This window comes from Pseudomonas sp. FP198 (genome assembly GCF_030687895.1).
Classification (GTDB): Bacteria; Pseudomonadota; Gammaproteobacteria; order Pseudomonadales; family Pseudomonadaceae; genus Aquipseudomonas.
In genome coordinates this window covers 1548608-1565013 of the sequence record NZ_CP117452.1, presented here as the reverse complement: position 1 = coordinate 1565013, position 16406 = coordinate 1548608, and the positions used below count along the sequence as shown (strand labels likewise).

17 protein-coding genes are annotated in these 16406 nt (G+C 61.4%); 5 read left to right on the top strand and 12 right to left on the bottom strand.

The window, feature by feature from the left end:
* Positions 1–54: 54 nt before the first annotated feature.
* Positions 55–1434, bottom strand: a complete 1380-nt coding sequence (gene rmuC / locus PSH78_RS07360; protein ID WP_305501197.1) for a DNA recombination protein RmuC — start codon at positions 1432–1434, stop codon at positions 55–57.
* 176 nt (positions 1435–1610) lie between these two features.
* Positions 1611–1934 (bottom strand): sel1 repeat family protein, encoded by a 324-nt coding sequence (locus PSH78_RS07355; RefSeq protein WP_305499464.1) that lies wholly within the window; start codon positions 1932–1934, stop codon positions 1611–1613.
* A gap of 950 nt (positions 1935–2884) precedes the next feature.
* On the opposite strand from PSH78_RS07355, the gene PSH78_RS07350 reads away from it, so the two are divergent.
* The 3 genes from PSH78_RS07350 to PSH78_RS07340 all read left to right on the top strand — a co-directional run bounded on the left by PSH78_RS07350 (position 2885) and on the right by PSH78_RS07340 (position 5286).
* On the top strand, positions 2885–3109 hold the full coding sequence (locus PSH78_RS07350) for a hypothetical protein (protein WP_007898912.1): 225 nt from the start codon (positions 2885–2887) through the stop codon (positions 3107–3109).
* 275 nt (positions 3110–3384) lie between these two features.
* Positions 3385–3867, top strand: coding sequence for a hypothetical protein (locus PSH78_RS07345; protein WP_305499463.1), 483 nt, complete (start codon positions 3385–3387; stop codon positions 3865–3867).
* 144 nt (positions 3868–4011) lie between these two features.
* Complete coding sequence (locus PSH78_RS07340; RefSeq protein WP_305499461.1) at positions 4012–5286, top strand: OmpP1/FadL family transporter; 1275 nt, start codon at positions 4012–4014, stop codon at positions 5284–5286.
* An 89-nt stretch (positions 5287–5375) separates the two neighbouring features.
* Here the strand turns inward: PSH78_RS07340 and PSH78_RS07335 are convergent, their stop codons facing one another.
* From PSH78_RS07335 to PSH78_RS07325, 3 genes are all read right to left on the bottom strand, one after another.
* Positions 5376–5927, bottom strand: a complete 552-nt coding sequence (locus PSH78_RS07335) for a glutathione peroxidase (RefSeq protein WP_305499459.1) — start codon at positions 5925–5927, stop codon at positions 5376–5378.
* Positions 5928–6109: 182 nt separating this feature from the next.
* Entirely contained in the window at positions 6110–7309 is a 1200-nt protein-coding gene (locus PSH78_RS07330; protein ID WP_370871113.1) for an MFS transporter, read from the bottom strand.
* Positions 7310–7370: 61 nt separating this feature from the next.
* Positions 7371–7775: a MarR family winged helix-turn-helix transcriptional regulator gene (locus PSH78_RS07325; RefSeq protein WP_305499455.1), complete on the bottom strand. Its 405-nt coding sequence runs from the start codon at positions 7773–7775 to the stop codon at positions 7371–7373.
* Positions 7776–8074: 299 nt separating this feature from the next.
* Here PSH78_RS07325 and PSH78_RS07320 point away from each other — a divergent pair, with 299 nt between their 5' ends.
* A complete protein-coding gene (locus PSH78_RS07320) occupies positions 8075–8350 on the top strand; it encodes a LuxR family transcriptional regulator (RefSeq protein WP_305499454.1) in 276 nt (91 codons plus the stop codon).
* Between the two features lie 72 nt (positions 8351–8422).
* On the opposite strand, the gene PSH78_RS07315 is transcribed toward PSH78_RS07320, so the two are convergent.
* Positions 8423–9265: a fibronectin type III domain-containing protein gene (locus PSH78_RS07315; RefSeq protein ID WP_305499453.1), complete on the bottom strand. Its 843-nt coding sequence runs from the start codon at positions 9263–9265 to the stop codon at positions 8423–8425.
* Between the two features lie 297 nt (positions 9266–9562).
* Between PSH78_RS07315 and PSH78_RS07310 the strand changes: the two genes are divergently transcribed.
* On the top strand, positions 9563–10843 hold the full coding sequence (locus PSH78_RS07310; RefSeq protein WP_305499452.1) for an RHS repeat-associated core domain-containing protein: 1281 nt from the start codon (positions 9563–9565) through the stop codon (positions 10841–10843).
* A gap of 378 nt (positions 10844–11221) precedes the next feature.
* Here the strand turns inward: PSH78_RS07310 and PSH78_RS07305 are convergent, their stop codons facing one another.
* From PSH78_RS07305 to cobU, 6 genes are all read right to left on the bottom strand, one after another.
* Positions 11222–11848 carry a hypothetical protein gene (locus PSH78_RS07305; RefSeq protein WP_305499451.1) on the bottom strand — a complete coding sequence of 209 codons (627 nt, stop codon included), beginning with the start codon at positions 11846–11848 and terminating at the stop codon, positions 11222–11224.
* Entirely contained in the window at positions 11827–13329 is a 1503-nt protein-coding gene (locus PSH78_RS07300) for a hypothetical protein (RefSeq protein WP_305499450.1), read from the bottom strand. The genes PSH78_RS07305 and PSH78_RS07300 overlap by 22 nt, the downstream gene beginning before the upstream one ends.
* A 148-nt stretch (positions 13330–13477) precedes the next feature.
* Positions 13478–14209, bottom strand: a complete 732-nt coding sequence (locus tag PSH78_RS07295; RefSeq protein ID WP_305499449.1) for an adenosylcobinamide-GDP ribazoletransferase — start codon at positions 14207–14209, stop codon at positions 13478–13480.
* Between the two features lie 2 nt (positions 14210–14211).
* On the bottom strand, positions 14212–14787 hold the full coding sequence (gene cobC / locus PSH78_RS07290; RefSeq protein WP_305499448.1) for an alpha-ribazole phosphatase family protein: 576 nt from the start codon (positions 14785–14787) through the stop codon (positions 14212–14214).
* Positions 14784–15839: a nicotinate-nucleotide--dimethylbenzimidazole phosphoribosyltransferase gene (cobT, locus tag PSH78_RS07285; RefSeq protein ID WP_305499446.1), complete on the bottom strand. Its 1056-nt coding sequence runs from the start codon at positions 15837–15839 to the stop codon at positions 14784–14786. Before cobT ends, cobC begins: the two co-directional genes overlap by 4 nt.
* Positions 15836–16357, bottom strand: a complete 522-nt coding sequence (cobU, locus tag PSH78_RS07280; RefSeq protein ID WP_305499445.1) for a bifunctional adenosylcobinamide kinase/adenosylcobinamide-phosphate guanylyltransferase — start codon at positions 16355–16357, stop codon at positions 15836–15838. The genes cobT and cobU overlap by 4 nt, the downstream gene beginning before the upstream one ends.
* Positions 16358–16406 lie beyond the last annotated feature (49 nt).

Sequence of the window (16406 nt, the reverse complement as noted above, 5' to 3'; positions counted from 1 at the left end):
GCGGGAGCAAGCTCCCTCGCCACGGGGGTTCGGTTTCAGGCCTGGAGTTCTACTTCAGCCTTGGCTGGGTTCTTCCGCCGCCTCAGGCAACCCATCCACGTCCGCCATCGCGCGTTCCAGCAGTTCCGTCGGCAAGCTTTTGCTCGCCCGGGCGCCGAGGAGTTTCAGTTGTTCGCTGCGGCTGATCAGGTTGCCGCGCCCTTCCGTCAGCTTGTTGCGCGCGGCGCTGTAGGCTTTGTCCAGTTGCTGCAGGCGATTACCGATTTCATCAAGATCCTGGATGAACAGGACGAACTTGTCGTACAGCCATCCGGCACGTTCGGCAATTTCCCGGGCGTTCTGGCTCTGGCGCTCCTGTTTCCACAAGCTGTCGATGACCCGCAATGTCGCCAGCAAAGTCGTCGGGCTGACGATTACGATGTTACGGTCAAAGGCTTCCTGAAACAGCGTCGGCTCGGCTTGCAGCGCAGCGGAAAACGCCGCCTCGATCGGCACGAACAGCAACACGAAATCCAGGCTGTGCAGACCGTCCAGGCGCTTGTAGTCCTTGCCGGCCAAGCCCTTGACGTGGGCTCGCAACGACACGACGTGCTGCTTCAGGGCGAGCTGGCCGATGGCGTCATCTTCGGCGGCGACGTATTGCTGGTAAGCCGTGAGGCTGACCTTCGAATCGACTACTACCTGTTTGTCGCCCGGCAGATAAATCAACACGTCCGGCTGGAAACGCTCACCGTCCGGGCCTTTGAGGCTGACCTGCGTCTGGTATTCACGGCCCTTCTCCAGGCCGGCGTGTTCGAGCACCCGCTCGAGGATCAGCTCGCCCCAGTTGCCCTGGGTTTTCTGCCCTTTGAGGGCACGGGTAAGGTTGGTGGCTTCGTCGCTCAGGCGCAGGTTCAATTGCTGCAAGCGCTCAAGCTCCTTGCCCAGGGAGAACCGCTCGCGGGCCTCGGCCTGATAGCTTTCCTCGACGCGTTTCTCGAACGACTGGATGCGCTCCTTCAGCGGATCGAGCAATTGTCCCAGGCGCTGCTGGCTGGTTTCGGCGAAACGCTGTTCGCGTTCATCGAAGATCTTCCCCGCCAGTTCTGCGAACTGCGCCCGCAGCTCGTCCCGCGAGCCTTGCAAGTCATTGAGGCGCTGCTGATGGCTTTCCTGCTGCTCGCGCAGCTCGGCGTGCAACGAAGCCGCCTGGGCGTCGAGCCGCCGCAGTTCCGCTTCCTTGTTGGCCCGTTCGAGATTCCAGGCGTGGGCCGCGTCCCGAGCGTTGTCGCGCTCGATCTGCAGCAATTCGACTTCACGACTGGCCGCCGCCAGCTCGGCCTGTTTGGCGGCATTGGCCTGACTCAGGTCACTGATTTCGTCACGGCAGGCATCCAGCTGGGCGTTCAACCCGTCGTGGGCCATGTGCGCGGTCGCCAGGCGTTCTTCCAGCAGGGCGAGTTCGGTCTGCGCCGCACTGGCCTGGCGTTGCAGATGCCAGGCCAGGGCCAGCAATGGCAGCGCAGCGCCTGCCAGGCCAAGCAACAGGCTGGTCAAATCCATAGCCATGACAATTTTCCGCGGATGAAATAAAGCCCGAAGGTTAACCAAGCAACCCGGCGTTGCCCAGCTCAGTCTTCGATTTCACCCAGCGCCTGGCGAGCGCGGTGATCACCGGCCCGGGCAGCCTGGCGCAACAGGTCCTGGCCGATGCGCCGGTCCCGAGCGTTACCGCATTCGCGGCACATCAACTGGCCGAGACGGCTCTGGGCCGCCACCACGCCTTCACGGGCCGGCTGCTTGAGCAGGCGCCCGGCCAGGTGCTTGACGCTGGGGCTTTCGCCCAGGCGCGGGCTGTCGAGTAACCATTCGGCTACGCGCATCGAGATTCGCTTGGGTGGGGTAACACCCTGGGGTGTGGAGGTAACAGGATTTGATACTGAGCGGAACTTCATAACGCACTACGGTGACAGGTCAGAAGGCGCGCCACTCTACTCCTTTTTTCGTACGGGTAAAGTCGAAAAAAACCGGCACGCCCGTCCTAGAGCAAGCGCTTGGGACAATCCACAGAAGCTGTGGATAACTCAGTGGACAACCTACCTTGAACTCGCCGCAAGCCCTGTGGAACGGGGCCTGCGCTCAAACTGACGATTTTTTCACCAGCTAAAAAAAGCGATGTTTTTCATTGACTTAAATTTTGGATGCAGGCACCCACCTCAGAATGTTCCTACATGACAGTTCGGTGACAAGCCTCCTCCCAAGTGTGCACAAGTAACACGCGAACGGTTATATCGCCGCGCTTTTTTGATGCATTCAGAGGAGCGGAGCCTGGGGATAAACTGGAGAGAGCCTTAACTTCGCCAGACGCCCGGCAGCTGCGGGAAGGCGAAGAGCGGCAACCCACTGGTCGGATTTGAATATTTTTTGATCAATGGCCTTCCCTTCGGTAATCCGATCCGTTAGTATCCGCGGCGTTAGTACCAAGCTGAAAGTCAATTCCGGGTCGAACACATCTCCACGGTCAGCCACCCTCAAGGGCAGCCCCCACCGATAAAAAGAGACCGACCCCCTCGATGGTTTCCAGGTAAATCTTGCGTCAGCACTGCCTTTGATCAAATGCAAACTTTGATCGAACGAAAAGAGTGCCTGCCAGGCTCGTTACTCTGACCGAACCAACCTGCAAAATTGATCAGGATCTTCACCCCGGGCCCAGAACCTTTGCCCTTGATGTGCTGCCTGCCCTCCTAAGTACCTACCTGCCAGCCCAAGCGCGCCTTTTTATAGCGCTAAAACTGGCTGCTTTGTTCCAGTCGGGTTCTTCGTTCGACCAATGGTGGTCGACGTTACTGGAACGTTTTAACGCGGCACGGTTCTTAACCGTGTCATTTGCAGGAACACCCATAACATGTCTACTCAAATCCATACCCAGGATGCCATCCGCACCCTGACCAACGCTTTTGCACCAATGAACTGCCTGATCATGGCCGCTCGCAAAGGCTGCTTCAGCTTCACGCTGGTCAACGAACACGGCATCGCTCGTCACAGCGAACGCTTGTATCCCGACCAGTACTCCAGCGCAGAACCGCTGCAGGCCGTGATCGAGCGTACCCGCCAGGCACTGGTTGCCTGAGACGCCCGCAAAGCTGAAACCGAAGACCCCGCCCCGAAAAGCGGGGTTTTTTATTGCCTGGCATTTCTCGATAAAGCGCAACGGCTTAAGTACAAAGCGCTATAACAGTCATAACCGTTCGATGAAGATGGTTTAAAAACAGTCCTTTACAGCAGGGATATGACACTACACTTCAAGTCAAGCGGCCTGATCCGCTTCCGGCGGAGCCTGAACCGATCCACTGCTGCCAAGGCCACATCATCAGGCTTCGCCCCTTTTCCCGTCTCGAGGGTTTTATGGGTATCGCTGCCAGCGAACTGTGTCGATACGTGATCCGTCCGACGCTCCTCTACCTGGGGAGCCACAGCACGACGGCGGAGACCTTGCTGCTGGGCATTGCCGCCAGCCAGTCCGGCCTCGGCGCGGCGTTGCACGATCGGCGCGGGCACGGCTTGTACCGCATCACCGAACCTCGCCACCGAGCCTTATGGGACGACTATCTGGCGCTGGACCCGGAGCGGGCCAGCCTGGTACGCGGCCTGGCGAGCCAGCATGCGTTCCTGAGCGGTCCCCATCTGGAACTGACCGTCAACCTGCGCTACGCCACGGCCATCGCCTGGCTGCTGGTGGAGGAACAGGCCACGCCGCTGCCCGAGGCCGGCGACCTGTTGGGCATGGCGCGGATCTGGCGGCAGACTTTTCACCCCCAGGGACGCCTGCGAGATTTCACATGTGCCTGGCAAAACTGTGTTTCACCACTGAATCAGGTCGCTTGCTGAATGGAAAATCGGAAAGTTCCTACAACTTCAGTGAATTTGGTCAGATTGTCCTACAAAACCCCTCTAAATCAAGCCATACAAGCTATAGCGCTTGAGGGAAAATGTTGGTAATTTTCGCGTCGGTGATCACCTGGAGTTCTAACAATGAAAAAAATGATGCTCAAAACCACCCTTGGCCTTGCCGTTACCTTGGCATCCACCCAACTCTTTGCCAGTGGTTTTGCCCTGAACGAACAAAGCATCAGTGGCATGGGCACTGGCTTCGCGGGTCGTTCTTCTTCTGCCGATGATGCAAGCACCGTGTTTGGCAACCCTGCCGGTATGTCGCGCCTCAAGCGCGAGCAAGTGACCGGCGGCTTCGCCGTGATCGACGCGTCCACCGATATCAACGATGCCAGCGGTACCCGCTCCGGCACCAACGACGGCGACATGGTTCCGTTCACCGGCGTTCCGATGGGCTACTACGTCAAGCCTATCGATGACAAATGGGCATTCGGCCTGGGTGTCTACGCCCCGTTCGGCCTGATCACCGATTATGAAAACAGCTTCCAGGGCCGCAACTTCGGCAGCAAGAGCGAAGTGAAGGTCGTGACCTTCCAGCCAACCATCAGCTATGCCTTCAACGACAAGGTATCGATCGGTTTCGGCCCGACCATCAACCGTATTTCCGGCTCGCTGGAATCGGCACTGACCACACCGTTCTCGCCTAACGACGGCAACGTCAAGATCAAGGGCGACGACATCGGCTACGGCTACAACATCGGCTTGATGGTCCAGGCCACCGACAGCACGCGTGTCGGCCTGACCTACCACTCCAAGGTCAAGTACAAGCTCGAAGGCCACACCGAAGTGAGCCCGGGCGCCGGTACGCCGGGCTTCCTGTTGAGCCGTGCACGTTATGACGCTTCGCTGGACATCACCACGCCTGAATCGGTGGACTTCTCGGTGACCCAGGAAATCAATGACGCCTGGACCGTCTATGCAGGCAGCACCTGGACCCGTTGGAGCCGCCTGAAGGACATCACCGTCGATAACGACCTGACCGGCGGCGGAGCCCTGAACCCTGCCCTCTTCGGCACCATCACCGAAGAACAGAACTGGCACGACACCTGGGCCTACGCCATCGGCACGTCCTACCAGTTGAACAAACAGTGGGTGCTGCGCACCGGCCTGACGTTCGACCAGTCGCCTGCCAACAACGAAGACCGCTCGCCACGCATCCCTACCGGCGACCGGACGATCTTCAGCCTGGGCGCCGGTTGGAGCCCGACCGACGATCTGACCATCGACGTTGCCTATTCCTACCTCAAGGAAGAAAAAGTCAACGTCAACCGCAGCAATGCGCTGGGCCAGGCCTACAATGCTGAATACGAAAACAGCGCCAACGGTTTTGGTGTCGGTGCAACCTACCGCTTCTGATTATTCACGGCGAAGCTGAACACTTCGCCAGTTGAAGCGAAAAAAGCCCCGCACTCTGCAAAGAGGCGGGGCTTTTTCGTGGCTGGCGGTCAGGGTTTCGAAGCGATGGCGGTTTCAACGGCCTTGATGAAGTCCGGGTCGTCAGGTTTGATCCGGCTGGAAAAACTGCCGACCACCCTGCCCTGGCGATCTACAACGTACTTGTAGAAATTCCATTTCGGCGCGCTGGACTGTTCGGCCAGGTGCCTGAACAAGGGGATCGCGTCCGCGCCGCGCACTGGCTGCGGCTCGGTCATGGTGAAGGTCACGCCGTAGTTGACGTAGCAGACCTTGGCGGTTTCCGCGCCATCCTTGGACTCCTGCTTGAAATCGTCGGAGGGTACGCCCAGCACTTCCAGCCCTTCGCTCTTGTAGTGCTGGTTCAGCGCTTCGAGGCCTTTGAACTGCGGTGCAAAACCACAGAAGCTGGCGGTATTGACCACCACCAGAGGCTTGCCGGCGAAGCGTTGGCACAGGTCGATGGTTTCCTTGGCCCGCAGCTTGGGCAGCGAGCCCTCCAGCAGCGGCGGACAATCAGCCGCCCAAACTTGCCCGGCCGCAGCCAGCAACAGGGTGGGAACAGCAAGCCAACGCATCTGCATGTCGGATTTTCCTTGAAAGCCTGTCAGACCCGGACGTTACTCCGCCCGCCCGACGCCGTCCATTGTTCAGCAGTTACCCATGCCCAATTGCATCAACGCCAATCCGCCCTGATGCCAGCCCCACCAGGCGAAGGCCAGCAACAGCGCGGCGCCGGCCGCGACCAGCCATGGGCCGACGCGGCTCATGCGGCACCGGCCTGTGCTTGCAGCCGCGCCACCGGGCGCTCGCGTACCGGCCAATTCAATGCGGCCGCCAACAGGCTGAGCAGGATCGACACTTGCCAGATCAGGTCATAGCTGCCGGTGCGGTCGTACACCACCCCGCCCAGCCAGCCACCGAGGAACGAGCCCAATTGGTGGAACAGGAACACGATCCCACCGAGCATCGAAAGATTTCGCACACCGAACAAGGTCGCGACCGTACCGTTGGTCAACGGCACCGTCGACAGCCACAAAAAGCCCATCGCCATGCCGAAGACATAAGCCGTGGTCGTGGTCACGGGCAGCCAGAGGAACAGGCCGATCACCACCGCTCGCGCCAGGTACAACCCGGTCAGCAGCCGCGGCTTGGACATGCGGCCGCCCAGCCAACCGGCCGTGTAGGTACCAAAAATGTTGAACAGCCCGACCAGCGCCAGCACGGTGGTTCCGACGCTGGCCGGCAGGTGCTGATCGACCAGGTAGGCCGGCAGATGCACGCCGATGAAAACGACCTGGAAACCACAGACAAAAAAGCCCACGGCCAGCAGCCAGAACCCCGAATGACTGCAGGCCTCGCGCAACGCTTCGGACAGTGTCTGTTCATGCCCGGACAGCGGCGCCGGTGCGTCCTTGAGCATGCTCACCAAAGGCACGATCAACGCCACCAACAGACCCAGCGCCAGCAGCGCGGCGGACCAGCCGAGCCAGCCGATCAGGCCCAGCGTGCCCGGCAGCATGGCGAACTGGCCGAAGGAGCCGGCGGCGCTGGCGATGCCCATGCCCATGCTGCGTTTTTCCGCCGGCACCGCTCGCCCGACCACGCCAAGAATCACCGAGAACGAGGTGCCGGACAGCCCGATGCCGATCAACAGGCCGGCGCTCAAAGACAACGACCAGGGCGAGTCGGCCAGACCCATGAAGACCAGCCCGAGCGCGTAGAGAACGCCACCGATCAGTACCACTTTCGCCGCGCCGAAGCGATCGGCCAGCGCACCGGTGAACGGCTGCGCCAGGCCCCAGATCAGGTTCTGCAAGGCAATCGCGAAGGCAAACACCTCGCGGCCCCAGCCGAAATCCGCGCTCATCGGCGCCAGGAACAGGCCGAAGCCATGCCGCACACCCAGCGACAACGCCAGGATCAGCGCACTGCCCACCAGGACCCAACCACAGGTACGCCACATCGATGTCATTGTTGTTCTCCGGTCGCGGGTATATACCCACTTATCAGCGGACGAACCGGCATCACGCCAGTTCATCCAGCAAGGCCAACAGGGTCGCACGCTTTTGTGCGCCCAGCTTGTCGATCAGTTTCTGTTGAGCGGCTTCCCAGGCCGGCAATGCCGCCGCCAGTCGGGCACGCCCGGCCTCGGTGAGCTCGACGATACGGTTGCGCAGATCCTCGCCCTCGGCCAGCTTCACCAGGCCCTCGCCTTCCAGCACCCTGAGGTTGCGCCCCAGCGTGCTGCGGTCAAGGCCCATGGCCTCGGCCAGGGAAGAAATGCTCGGCTGGTCCAGGCGCGCCAGGTTGCTCAGCAAAGAATACTGGGCAACGTTGATCCCGAAGCCATCGAGGGCGCCGTCGTAATACCTGCTGACGCCACGGGCGGCACGACGCAGGTTGATGCACAGACATTGAGAGGCAAGCATGGTGCGTGTATATACCCGCGATTAATTTAGCGCAAGTTAATTCAGAAGATTTCCGGCCCGCGTAGGACGGCGAGCAAGTCGCAGCGATATGTCCTACGAGGCGCGTGGCCTTGTGCTGACAGCCTTTTCCCTACGACCTGCTTAAAGTCCGCACCTGTCAATCCTGACAGGTTCCGCCGGGATTGAATCCCGATATAAGGAGATATCCCAGCCCTACCAAGGCCTGGGGGGCACCGTGTAAGCAACACCAAGACTGCACGCGCCCACGCCATCAATGATGATGAATGGGAGATTCAATCATGTACCAAGCCACTGCTGTTCCAGGACGTTCGCCAGCAGCCCCTACCCACCTGCGCAGCGCAGAAAGCAACGAAGCCCAGGCCGTCAGATTGACCAATCGGGAGAAGGAATTCCTGCAATGGAGCGAGATCGGCAAGTCTTCCTGGGAAATCGCCAGGATCGTCGACTGCAGCGAAGCCAACGTCAATTACCACTTCAATAACATCCGCCGGAAGTTCGGCGTCAGTTCGCGTCATCTCGCCGGGAAAATTGCCCGGGAGCAAGGCTTGATCTGATGCCGGCTGGCGTCTCGACGGCGGTGTGGATGTCAACTTGGCGCGCAGCGGCGCCAAGCCGATGAAGCGTCTTCAGCTTTCGATCTGAACCACGGTCGATCCCATCTCGGTTATTTTCCCCGCAACATCCAGCGAGCGTAGAGAAAACGAGTGCGAACCAGGGCTCAAGCCGACTGCGTTGTAGCGGGTGGCCAGCGTACTGCCGACGTGTTTTTGGTTATCGTAAATCAAATACCCGTGCGGCCCGCCGTCGGCCAATGCCTCCCACTCCAGCGTCACTGAACTCGCCGAGGCAATGGCGCGAAGACCACTCGACGGTGTCCAGGACAGCGAAACCGAAGTGTCGGTTAAATGACTGGACGGCGGAGGGGCTGACCAACTCGGGGGGGCCTTCCCTTGCACATCGATCAGGACAACTGCCGGCTCGGAGGCGTTTCCATAAATGTCCAACGCGCGCACGTGAAACAAATGCGGTCCGGGATACAGATCAGTGGCGGTGTACTGGGTGGTCGGTAATTCGTCGCAGTATTCGTAATTGTCGTAGATGATATAACCATGCATGCCGATATCATCCGTGGATGCCTCCCACGTCAGTGAAACCGAATGAGGGACTGTTTCAGCGGCACGCAGGTTGCCGGGGACGGTGGGCGGGGTGACGTCCTTGGGCTCGTAGTTCAATATGGTCGGTTTAGAAAGGTTCTGTGCGAACATCGTATAGGCAATGATCGTAATGGTATATTCGGTGCCAAGTTCCAGATTCTCCAATCGCTTGGATCTGGCCGGGAGAAACACATCGCCGTGGTAGTCACCATTAACGGTAATTCTTATCCCGTACCCTAGCTTATCCCCATCCTCGAACGTCCACGTCAACAGAGCGGACGTCGAAGTCTGGGGAGTGAGGGTGACACGTGGCATCAAGGGTTCCGGGTAGGCCGATGTGCCTGAGGTCTTGAACATAACCTCACTCGGAACAGATAAGTTGCCCTCCGGGTCCTTGGCACGTACAGCGAGGAGATAACGCCTTCCTTTGTCCAGCCCGGTATAACTGCACCTCGCATCCACAACAAAAACAAGCTCCGGGCTGGCGCCTCCCCAGAGAACGGTACTGTACCCACACACCTCTTTGTTGTCCGTGGAAGGCGCCCAGGACAATGTCGCCCCTGTGTAGCTGCTCCGCCCCTCACCTACCGCTATGACGGCCACGATCAACTGGTGGGTGTACGCAACGGCAGCGACCCGGAGGCCCTGCGCTTCTATCAGGGTTACCAGCTCAGCTACACCTTGCAGGACGACCAACTGACCCAGTTCCTCTACGACGGTGATCATGCCTTGGGCCAACAAGGCCAGAGCATTACGGATCCGAGCATGCTGCTGCTGAGCGATGGCGCCAACAACGTGATCGGTGAGAGCCGTGCCGACGGCCTGCATGAATCCTGCTATAGCGCCTATGGCGAACGTCGTGAAGACAACGGCTTGCGAGGGCTGCTGGCGTTTGCCGGCGAAGTGCGCGAGGCCGCCACCGGCTGGTACCTGCTGGGCCGTGGCTACCGCGCTTATAATCCGGCGCTGATGCGCTTTCACAGTCCCGATTCACTCAGCCCTTTCGGCGCCGGCGGGGTCAACCCCTACAGTTATTGCCTCGGCAACCCGATTGCCTGGCGTGACCCAAGTGGCCATCGAAGCCAGCCTGCTTCGTCGCGTCGGGAGCCGGATCCGGGTTATAGGGATCCGATTGAACAGCCCGAGAAGCCTGGCGCAAGCATCGCGCAATGGATTGGCGTGGGCCTGGCGGCACTATTCCTGGCAGTCTCCGTGGTACTCATGCCTTGGAGCGCGCCAGCGACTATCGGGTTGACCGCCGCTTATGTGGCCGGTGTCGTCGGGATCGGCGTCCAAGCCGCGGGGTTGGGGCTGCAGGTTTATGGAACGATCAAGCAAGACGATACCCTGTCGGCTATTGGTGGAGGGCTGGGTGCCGTAGGCGGCCTGCTTGCCGGAGGCGGGATATACATGGCAAAGGCCGCGGTGGCAGCGGCCCAGGCGGCGACCCGGGCAACGACCCAGGCGACCATTGCCGCAGCGACAACGGGCTTCGCAAACATCTCGAAAACAGCCGGATCCGTTGCCCGAAGCGGTTCGGGCGCGGCCGTCTCGGCCACAGGTGCAGGTGCGGGTGTCGGTGCAGGTGTGCGCGCTGGGGGTTGGGGCGGGGGGGGCACGGCAACTTCCAGGGTCCGTTCAACGTCGGGTTCATTTTCCGCTTCATCGCAAAGTTCGACCCGTAGCCAACCGCGTACCCCGTCCGTGGATTATGGGTCTGACTCCAGCATGTCGAGTCTGCCAGGCAGTATTGGCTCAACAGAGGCAGTGAGACCGCCAGCTTTGCCGCCAGCACCGCCGCAATCCTTTTTTTCCAATGACGGACGGTGGGTACGTGTAGGAGTAGGTCGATGGCTGGAACGGGACACACGTCCGGGCCTGGCAAGAGTCTGAAACAGAGTGGCAACCCGGCCATCCTCCCCGCCGTCTGCGCGGCGGGAGTTTTCTTTCGAGCGCTAAAAACCTTCCAATCCAATAGCCAATTCATTCAATCCCTACAGAAACATCCTACATATTTAACCCCCACCGCTCCGTAACCTCCCTCGCCACAACGCAGCCCCACGTCACCCCTGAACGCGGAGGTTGCTCTTCTCTATTTGAAACCGGCCCAGAGCCTGATACCCGCCAGTACATCCATGAAAAGTCCCCTGTGGGAGCGAGCTTGCTCGCGAAGAGGTTCCGTCAGCCGATAGCGATGCCGGCTGACTTACCGCCATCGCGAGCAAGCTCGCTCCCACAGGGGTTGGTCGCTGGGTTCTTGATTGACTGGTATCAGGCCGTTGTCCCGTCGTGCTGTTGGATATATATCGGGCGAGCTGTCACCCGACCAGTACCCGGATCTTTGACGATCACCCGGTAAAAGCCCAGGGCATCCGGCTCCAGCCCTTGTATCACCGATGTATCTGTCACCGCATAACGGCTGTAGACCGCCTCCTCCAACGGTAACCCAAGCCGTGCCTCACGCTGGCTGTGGCCCGCCGTCACCGCCAGGAACGAGGTTTGGCCTCGTGACAGAACGGCGACTCTTCGGGCAAGTTCCCTGCCCTTGGTGCTTTCCAGCAGATACAGGAGCAGCACACCCCTGACATTCACCGGGATAAGGCCGGTCCTGAACATCGCCCAACCCACCGTCATCGCCCGCTTGATCAGTTCAAAGCCTGGGAACAAAAGCAGACTGAGCACGTCCAGCACTCCGCCGATTATCTGCGGAAGGATATCGCTGAACGTCACGGTTACTTCCCAATTGCTGGTGGAACGCTCAGCGGCATGTGCCCTGCGGAAACTGACATGCGCTCGATACAGGACCTCAAGAAAATCCCCGTCGATGAATGAAACCCCAACAAACGGACGACCGCCACGCCGACCGAGAATCCGCTTTATCTCGTCAGGTTCGACCAAGGAAATACGTGAACGGAAATAAAGAACCCCACGTTGCCCAGCTGATAATGCGGCGGCGCATCGCGTTGTAAACAGCCCGTCAGCACATCGGTAAAACTTTCCGAGGCGGTCACCGAACGTGCGCCGCTGGCATCAGTGACAAAGTGATTGACGTAGCAGTTGTCCGGATCGATAGGCTCTGGCAGCGGAGCCCGAAACCGGCGTGCCTCGAATTTTGCCTTGAGCATGCGGACCAGCAGGTTCTTGAGTGCCGTGTCGAAGGTCGGAAGACCCGCGAACAACCGGGCCAGTTTTACTTGGTTGGCGTCCAGCAACTCCAACTGCCTGAGCTGCGCTTTTTCCTGGTGATCGAGCCGGTTGCCTTGCGCATCCGCCTCGGTGAGCGGAGGCTGCCCGGTGCCCTGATAGCCTGGCGGGACACCACCTTGCAGCTGTCGCAGAAGCTCTGGCGCCAGGGCTCTGCCGTTGACCCGCAGTGACGAAAAATCGACGGACATCTGGCTTATGTGCGGATAACGCCAGCCCTCGCGCGCCGAGGCGGCAGACCCATAGAACTCGTCCCTGCTCTGATAGGCAGCCAGAAAACCCTGGGTGACGACGTGAAGCAAGGGCACCGACGCGCTCTTGCTTGCGGAAGCCGAATCGATCGTCTCGACTTCGTGGTAATTCACCCGAACCTGTGCATCGCTGCTCAGGCCTCGTTCGGACAACCACTGCCCGGCAAACGGGTGGGGACGGAACCGAATACCGTTGGGCAACAGGCTGATGGGCTCCAGCGCTTCCGTGTAGACAGCCCTGGACTGACGTCCAGGCCGGATAAGCGTATCGCCGACCTCGGATCGCCAGTCTTGCTCCAACGCCCCGCAATCCATGCCAACCGCCAGGCTGGCGAATCCGTTGTAGCGGTGTGGCATCCCTCGCCTGATCGCCTGCAGCAACCCGTCATCGAACCCCGCCAGGACGGCGAGCACATCAGGTGGGACTGCATCGGCCAGTTGCTTGCGGCTATGTTCACTGAAGGTTTCGGCACTCTGTTCATTGCCCCAGAATATTTTCATGTGCCAGCGATAAGGGGCCTGCTCACTGCCCAGCAGCGTCGTCGCAAGTTCGGCGTCGTCCGGTGGCGTGGACAGGTTGGCCCTCAGGAAAACCATCTCTCCGGCTGCCAGCATCCACAGAGGCACCAGGTCGATGTGTTCGGTGCCGTTCAGGTAGGTACTGAGCGTGCTCCAGTACATCACCGGGATCAGCGTATCGGGCGTTATGGGATGGGCAAGGCTACCCGGATTTCCAGTCGCGTGGCACGCAACGAGTTGACGGATCCACTGTGTTGCAAGGCTGCGGTCGAGGCGCCCGCCCTCGGGGTTATCGGGTTGCAGCGGGCCGGTGTATTCAACCCGGCTTGTCGCAGCGGCGATGGACCGCAGACCTGCGTCAGTAGCGAGCGATGCCCCGGTGGTTTCTTCAGATAAAACAGACATTCATGTCACCCGTGTTGTGCTTGAGAAGCACAGAGGCTATCGGGCCATGCAACGGCGGATGACATACATAGTTATAGGCTGGTTGCTGAACCGGCGGAAAAATGTAAGCCAGCATGTAAGCCAGTTCGATGCAGCTGCAGAGTACGAGCTAACTCAATGCCCAGGCTACCAGCACTGCCATCTCCAGCAGCTCCAGCAAGGCACCCGCCGTGTCTCCGGTGCACCCGCCCAACCGGCGCAGCATTATCCGGCGCAAGCCGATAAAGCCCAGCGCCGCGACCACCAACGCCCCCAGGCCGGCCCAACCTGCCACCAGCACGGAGCCCAGCGCAACAGCGACTAGCACCTGCCAACCGGCGTGGCGTGGCAGGTGGTCGGCGAGCGCCTGGCCCAAGCCACCGGCACGCACATAGGGCGTGGTGAGGAACAGCGCCAGCAAGGCCCCCCGCCCGAGTACCGGCACGATAAGCAGCGCCAGGGATTGCTGCTGTTCAATCAGCGCCAGCAACGCGCTGAACTTGAGCAGCAGCACCAGCACCAGGGTGACCACGGCGATCGGTCCGCTGCGCGGGTCCTTCATGATCAGCAGCGTGCGCTCGCGGTCACCGAAACCACCGAGCCAGGCATCCGCGCTATCGGCCAGGCCATCAAGGTGCAGGCCGCCGCTGAGCAACACCCAAGCCGTCAGCAGCAGCGCCGCATGCAGCAGCAACGGTGCGCCCGACAACCAGGCATCGAGCCCCCAGAGCAAGCCGCCGAACAACAACCCTACCGACGGATAGAACAGCAGCGAACGACCCAGTTGCGCCGGTTCAGGCATGCCCGGCAAGCGCACCGGCAGGCTGCTGAGAAATTGCAGGGCGATCCAGAAAGGCAACATCTTCAGCCCGCCTCTTCGAGGACGGGACCGGACGCCACCAGAAGAGAGAACAGCGCGCCGTGGGCGACTTCGACATTGAGCAACTGCTCGCGCGGCAAACCGCGGGCGCGGGCCAGCAGCAACCGCATCACGCCGCCATGGCTGACCAGCAGGATGCGCTGCCCGGCGTAGGCTTGATGCAAGCGTTCGAGCGCCGCCAGCACTCGCGCCGAAAACTCCAGCACCGGCTCGCCGTCCGGCGGCGTGAAGCCGTAGGGATCGGCCCAGAATCGCCCCAGCGCCTCGGCGTCAGTCTCCATCAATGCCGCCGCGCTGCGGCCTTCCCAGGCGCCGAAATGCAATTCCTGCAGGTCCTTGTCCAAGTGCACCGGCAAGCCAAGTCGCGCGCCCAGCTGTTCGGCGAAACGCGCGCAGCGCTGCAACGGCGAACTCACCAGCCGATCCCACGGCCCGCCCGCTGCGACCGCCGCGTGCATCTGTTCCCAGCCTCGTGGCGTCAGGGCGTCGTCGAGACTGCCGCGCAGCCCGCCGCCCAGTTCGGTCTCGCCATGGCGCAACAGGTCCAGGCGCAAGGTCATGCCGGGCGATCCGCCACGGCCGCTTCGGCGAAGGTCGCCATCTGCCCGTGGAGGTCACAGGCCAGGCGCAACAACGGCACCGCCAGCGCCGCCCCGCTGCCCTCGCCCAGGCGCAAGCCGAGGTCCAGCAGCGGTTCGGCAGCGAGGGTTTCCAGCACGTGGCGGTGTCCCGGTTCGGCGCCACGGTGGGCGAACAACAACCAGGGCCGGCACGCCGGATTGAGCCGCACCGCCACCAGGGCCGCGACGCTGCAGATGAAGCCATCCACCAGCACGGCGATGCCCTGCTGCGCACAGGCCAGATAGGCGCCGACCAACGCGGCGATTTCAAACCCGCCAAGGTTGCACAGCGTTTGCAGCGGGTCGCCGTTCGACGCACCGTGCACGGCCAGGGCGCGTTCGATGACCTCGGTCTTGCGGCGGATACCCGCCGCATCCAGCCCGGTGCCCGGCCCGACCAGATGCGCCACCGGGCAATCGAGCAAGGCACAGGCCAGCGCGCTGGCCGCCGTGGTATTGCCGATGCCCATCTCGCCACCGATGAACAGTTGCGAACCGCTGGCGGCGGCGCGCATGACGCTGTCGCGTCCGGCTTGCAGGGCTTGCTCGCCGTGGGCCAGGGTCATGGCCGGGCCCTGGAGGAAATTGGCGGTGCCCGGGCCGACCCGCAAATGCCGCACGCCGGGCAAGTCCAGCGAAGGCGTCACGGTGCCCAGGTCGACGACCTCCAGGCAAGCGCCCAACTGCCGCGCGAGCACACTGATGGCCGCGCCGCCGCTGACAAAGTTGAGCAGCATCTGCCCGGTCACTTCCTGGGGATAGGCCGAGACGCCTTCGGCCACCACGCCGTGGTCGCCAGCAAAAATCGCGATCCACAACTGCTCAAGGCTCGGCTTGACCTGCCCTTGCAGGCCCGCCAGTTGCACCGCCACCGACTCCAGGCGCCCGAGAGAGCCGGCCGGTTTGGTCAGTTGTTGTTGCCGCGCCAACGCTTGTTCCAGCACTTGGCTATCAACAGGCTTGCACGGGTCCAGCCACCAGCGGTGATTCATAACGCAGTACCTTTGAGAGTCAGGGGCAGGCCGGCGACGGTCAGCACAACGCGCTGGCAACGTTCGGCCAGGGCTTGATGCAGCCAACCGGCTTCATCGACGTAACGGCGAGTCAACTCGCCCAGCGGTACGACACCCAGGCCGGTCTCGTTGCTGACAAAAATGATTTCACCGGGCAGCGCGCCGATGCAGTCCAGCAGGGCTTCGCGCTCGGCAGCCAGTCGGTCGGCATCGTCGAGCATCAACAGGTTGGTCAGCCAGAGGGTCAGGCAATCCACCAGCAGGCAGCGCTCGCTCGCGGCGGTATCGCGCAATACCTGCGCCAGCGCCAGCGGCTCCTCCACCAATGCCCACTCTGCCGGGCGCCGGGCGCGATGCTGGGCGACACGTTGGTTCATCTCGCCGTCCAGGGGTTGGCTGGTGGCGATGTAGGTCACCGCCAGGCCGGTGCCTGCCGCGAGTTTCTCAGCCAGGCGACTCTTGCCGGAGCGGGCGCCGCCGAGGATCAGTTGCAGCATGGGTCGTTCTCTTTCAAATAGGCGGTGTTGGTGCTGGCCCCTTCGCGAG

Coding starts and splice junctions, on each gene's coding strand:
- PSH78_RS07325 (WP_305499455.1), bottom strand. CDS start 7,775: ATGCTTGCCTCTCAATGTCTGTGCATCAACCTGCGTCGTGCCGCCCGT.
- PSH78_RS07345 (WP_305499463.1), top strand. CDS start 3,385: ATGGGTATCGCTGCCAGCGAACTGTGTCGATACGTGATCCGTCCGACG.
- PSH78_RS07355 (WP_305499464.1), bottom strand. CDS start 1,934: ATGAAGTTCCGCTCAGTATCAAATCCTGTTACCTCCACACCCCAGGGT.
- PSH78_RS07330 (WP_370871113.1), bottom strand. CDS start 7,309: ATGTGGCGTACCTGTGGTTGGGTCCTGGTGGGCAGTGCGCTGATCCTG.
- PSH78_RS07340 (WP_305499461.1), top strand. CDS start 4,012: ATGAAAAAAATGATGCTCAAAACCACCCTTGGCCTTGCCGTTACCTTG.
- PSH78_RS07350 (WP_007898912.1), top strand. CDS start 2,885: ATGTCTACTCAAATCCATACCCAGGATGCCATCCGCACCCTGACCAAC.
- cobU (WP_305499445.1), bottom strand. CDS start 16,357: ATGCTGCAACTGATCCTCGGCGGCGCCCGCTCCGGCAAGAGTCGCCTG.
- PSH78_RS07335 (WP_305499459.1), bottom strand. CDS start 5,927: ATGCAGATGCGTTGGCTTGCTGTTCCCACCCTGTTGCTGGCTGCGGCC.
- PSH78_RS07315 (WP_305499453.1), bottom strand. CDS start 9,265: ATGCCACGTGTCACCCTCACTCCCCAGACTTCGACGTCCGCTCTGTTG.
- PSH78_RS07320 (WP_305499454.1), top strand. CDS start 8,075: ATGTACCAAGCCACTGCTGTTCCAGGACGTTCGCCAGCAGCCCCTACC.
- PSH78_RS07295 (WP_305499449.1), bottom strand. CDS start 14,209: ATGTTGCCTTTCTGGATCGCCCTGCAATTTCTCAGCAGCCTGCCGGTG.
- cobT (WP_305499446.1), bottom strand. CDS start 15,839: ATGAATCACCGCTGGTGGCTGGACCCGTGCAAGCCTGTTGATAGCCAA.
- PSH78_RS07300 (WP_305499450.1), bottom strand. CDS start 13,329: ATGTCTGTTTTATCTGAAGAAACCACCGGGGCATCGCTCGCTACTGAC.
- cobC (WP_305499448.1), bottom strand. CDS start 14,787: ATGACCTTGCGCCTGGACCTGTTGCGCCATGGCGAGACCGAACTGGGC.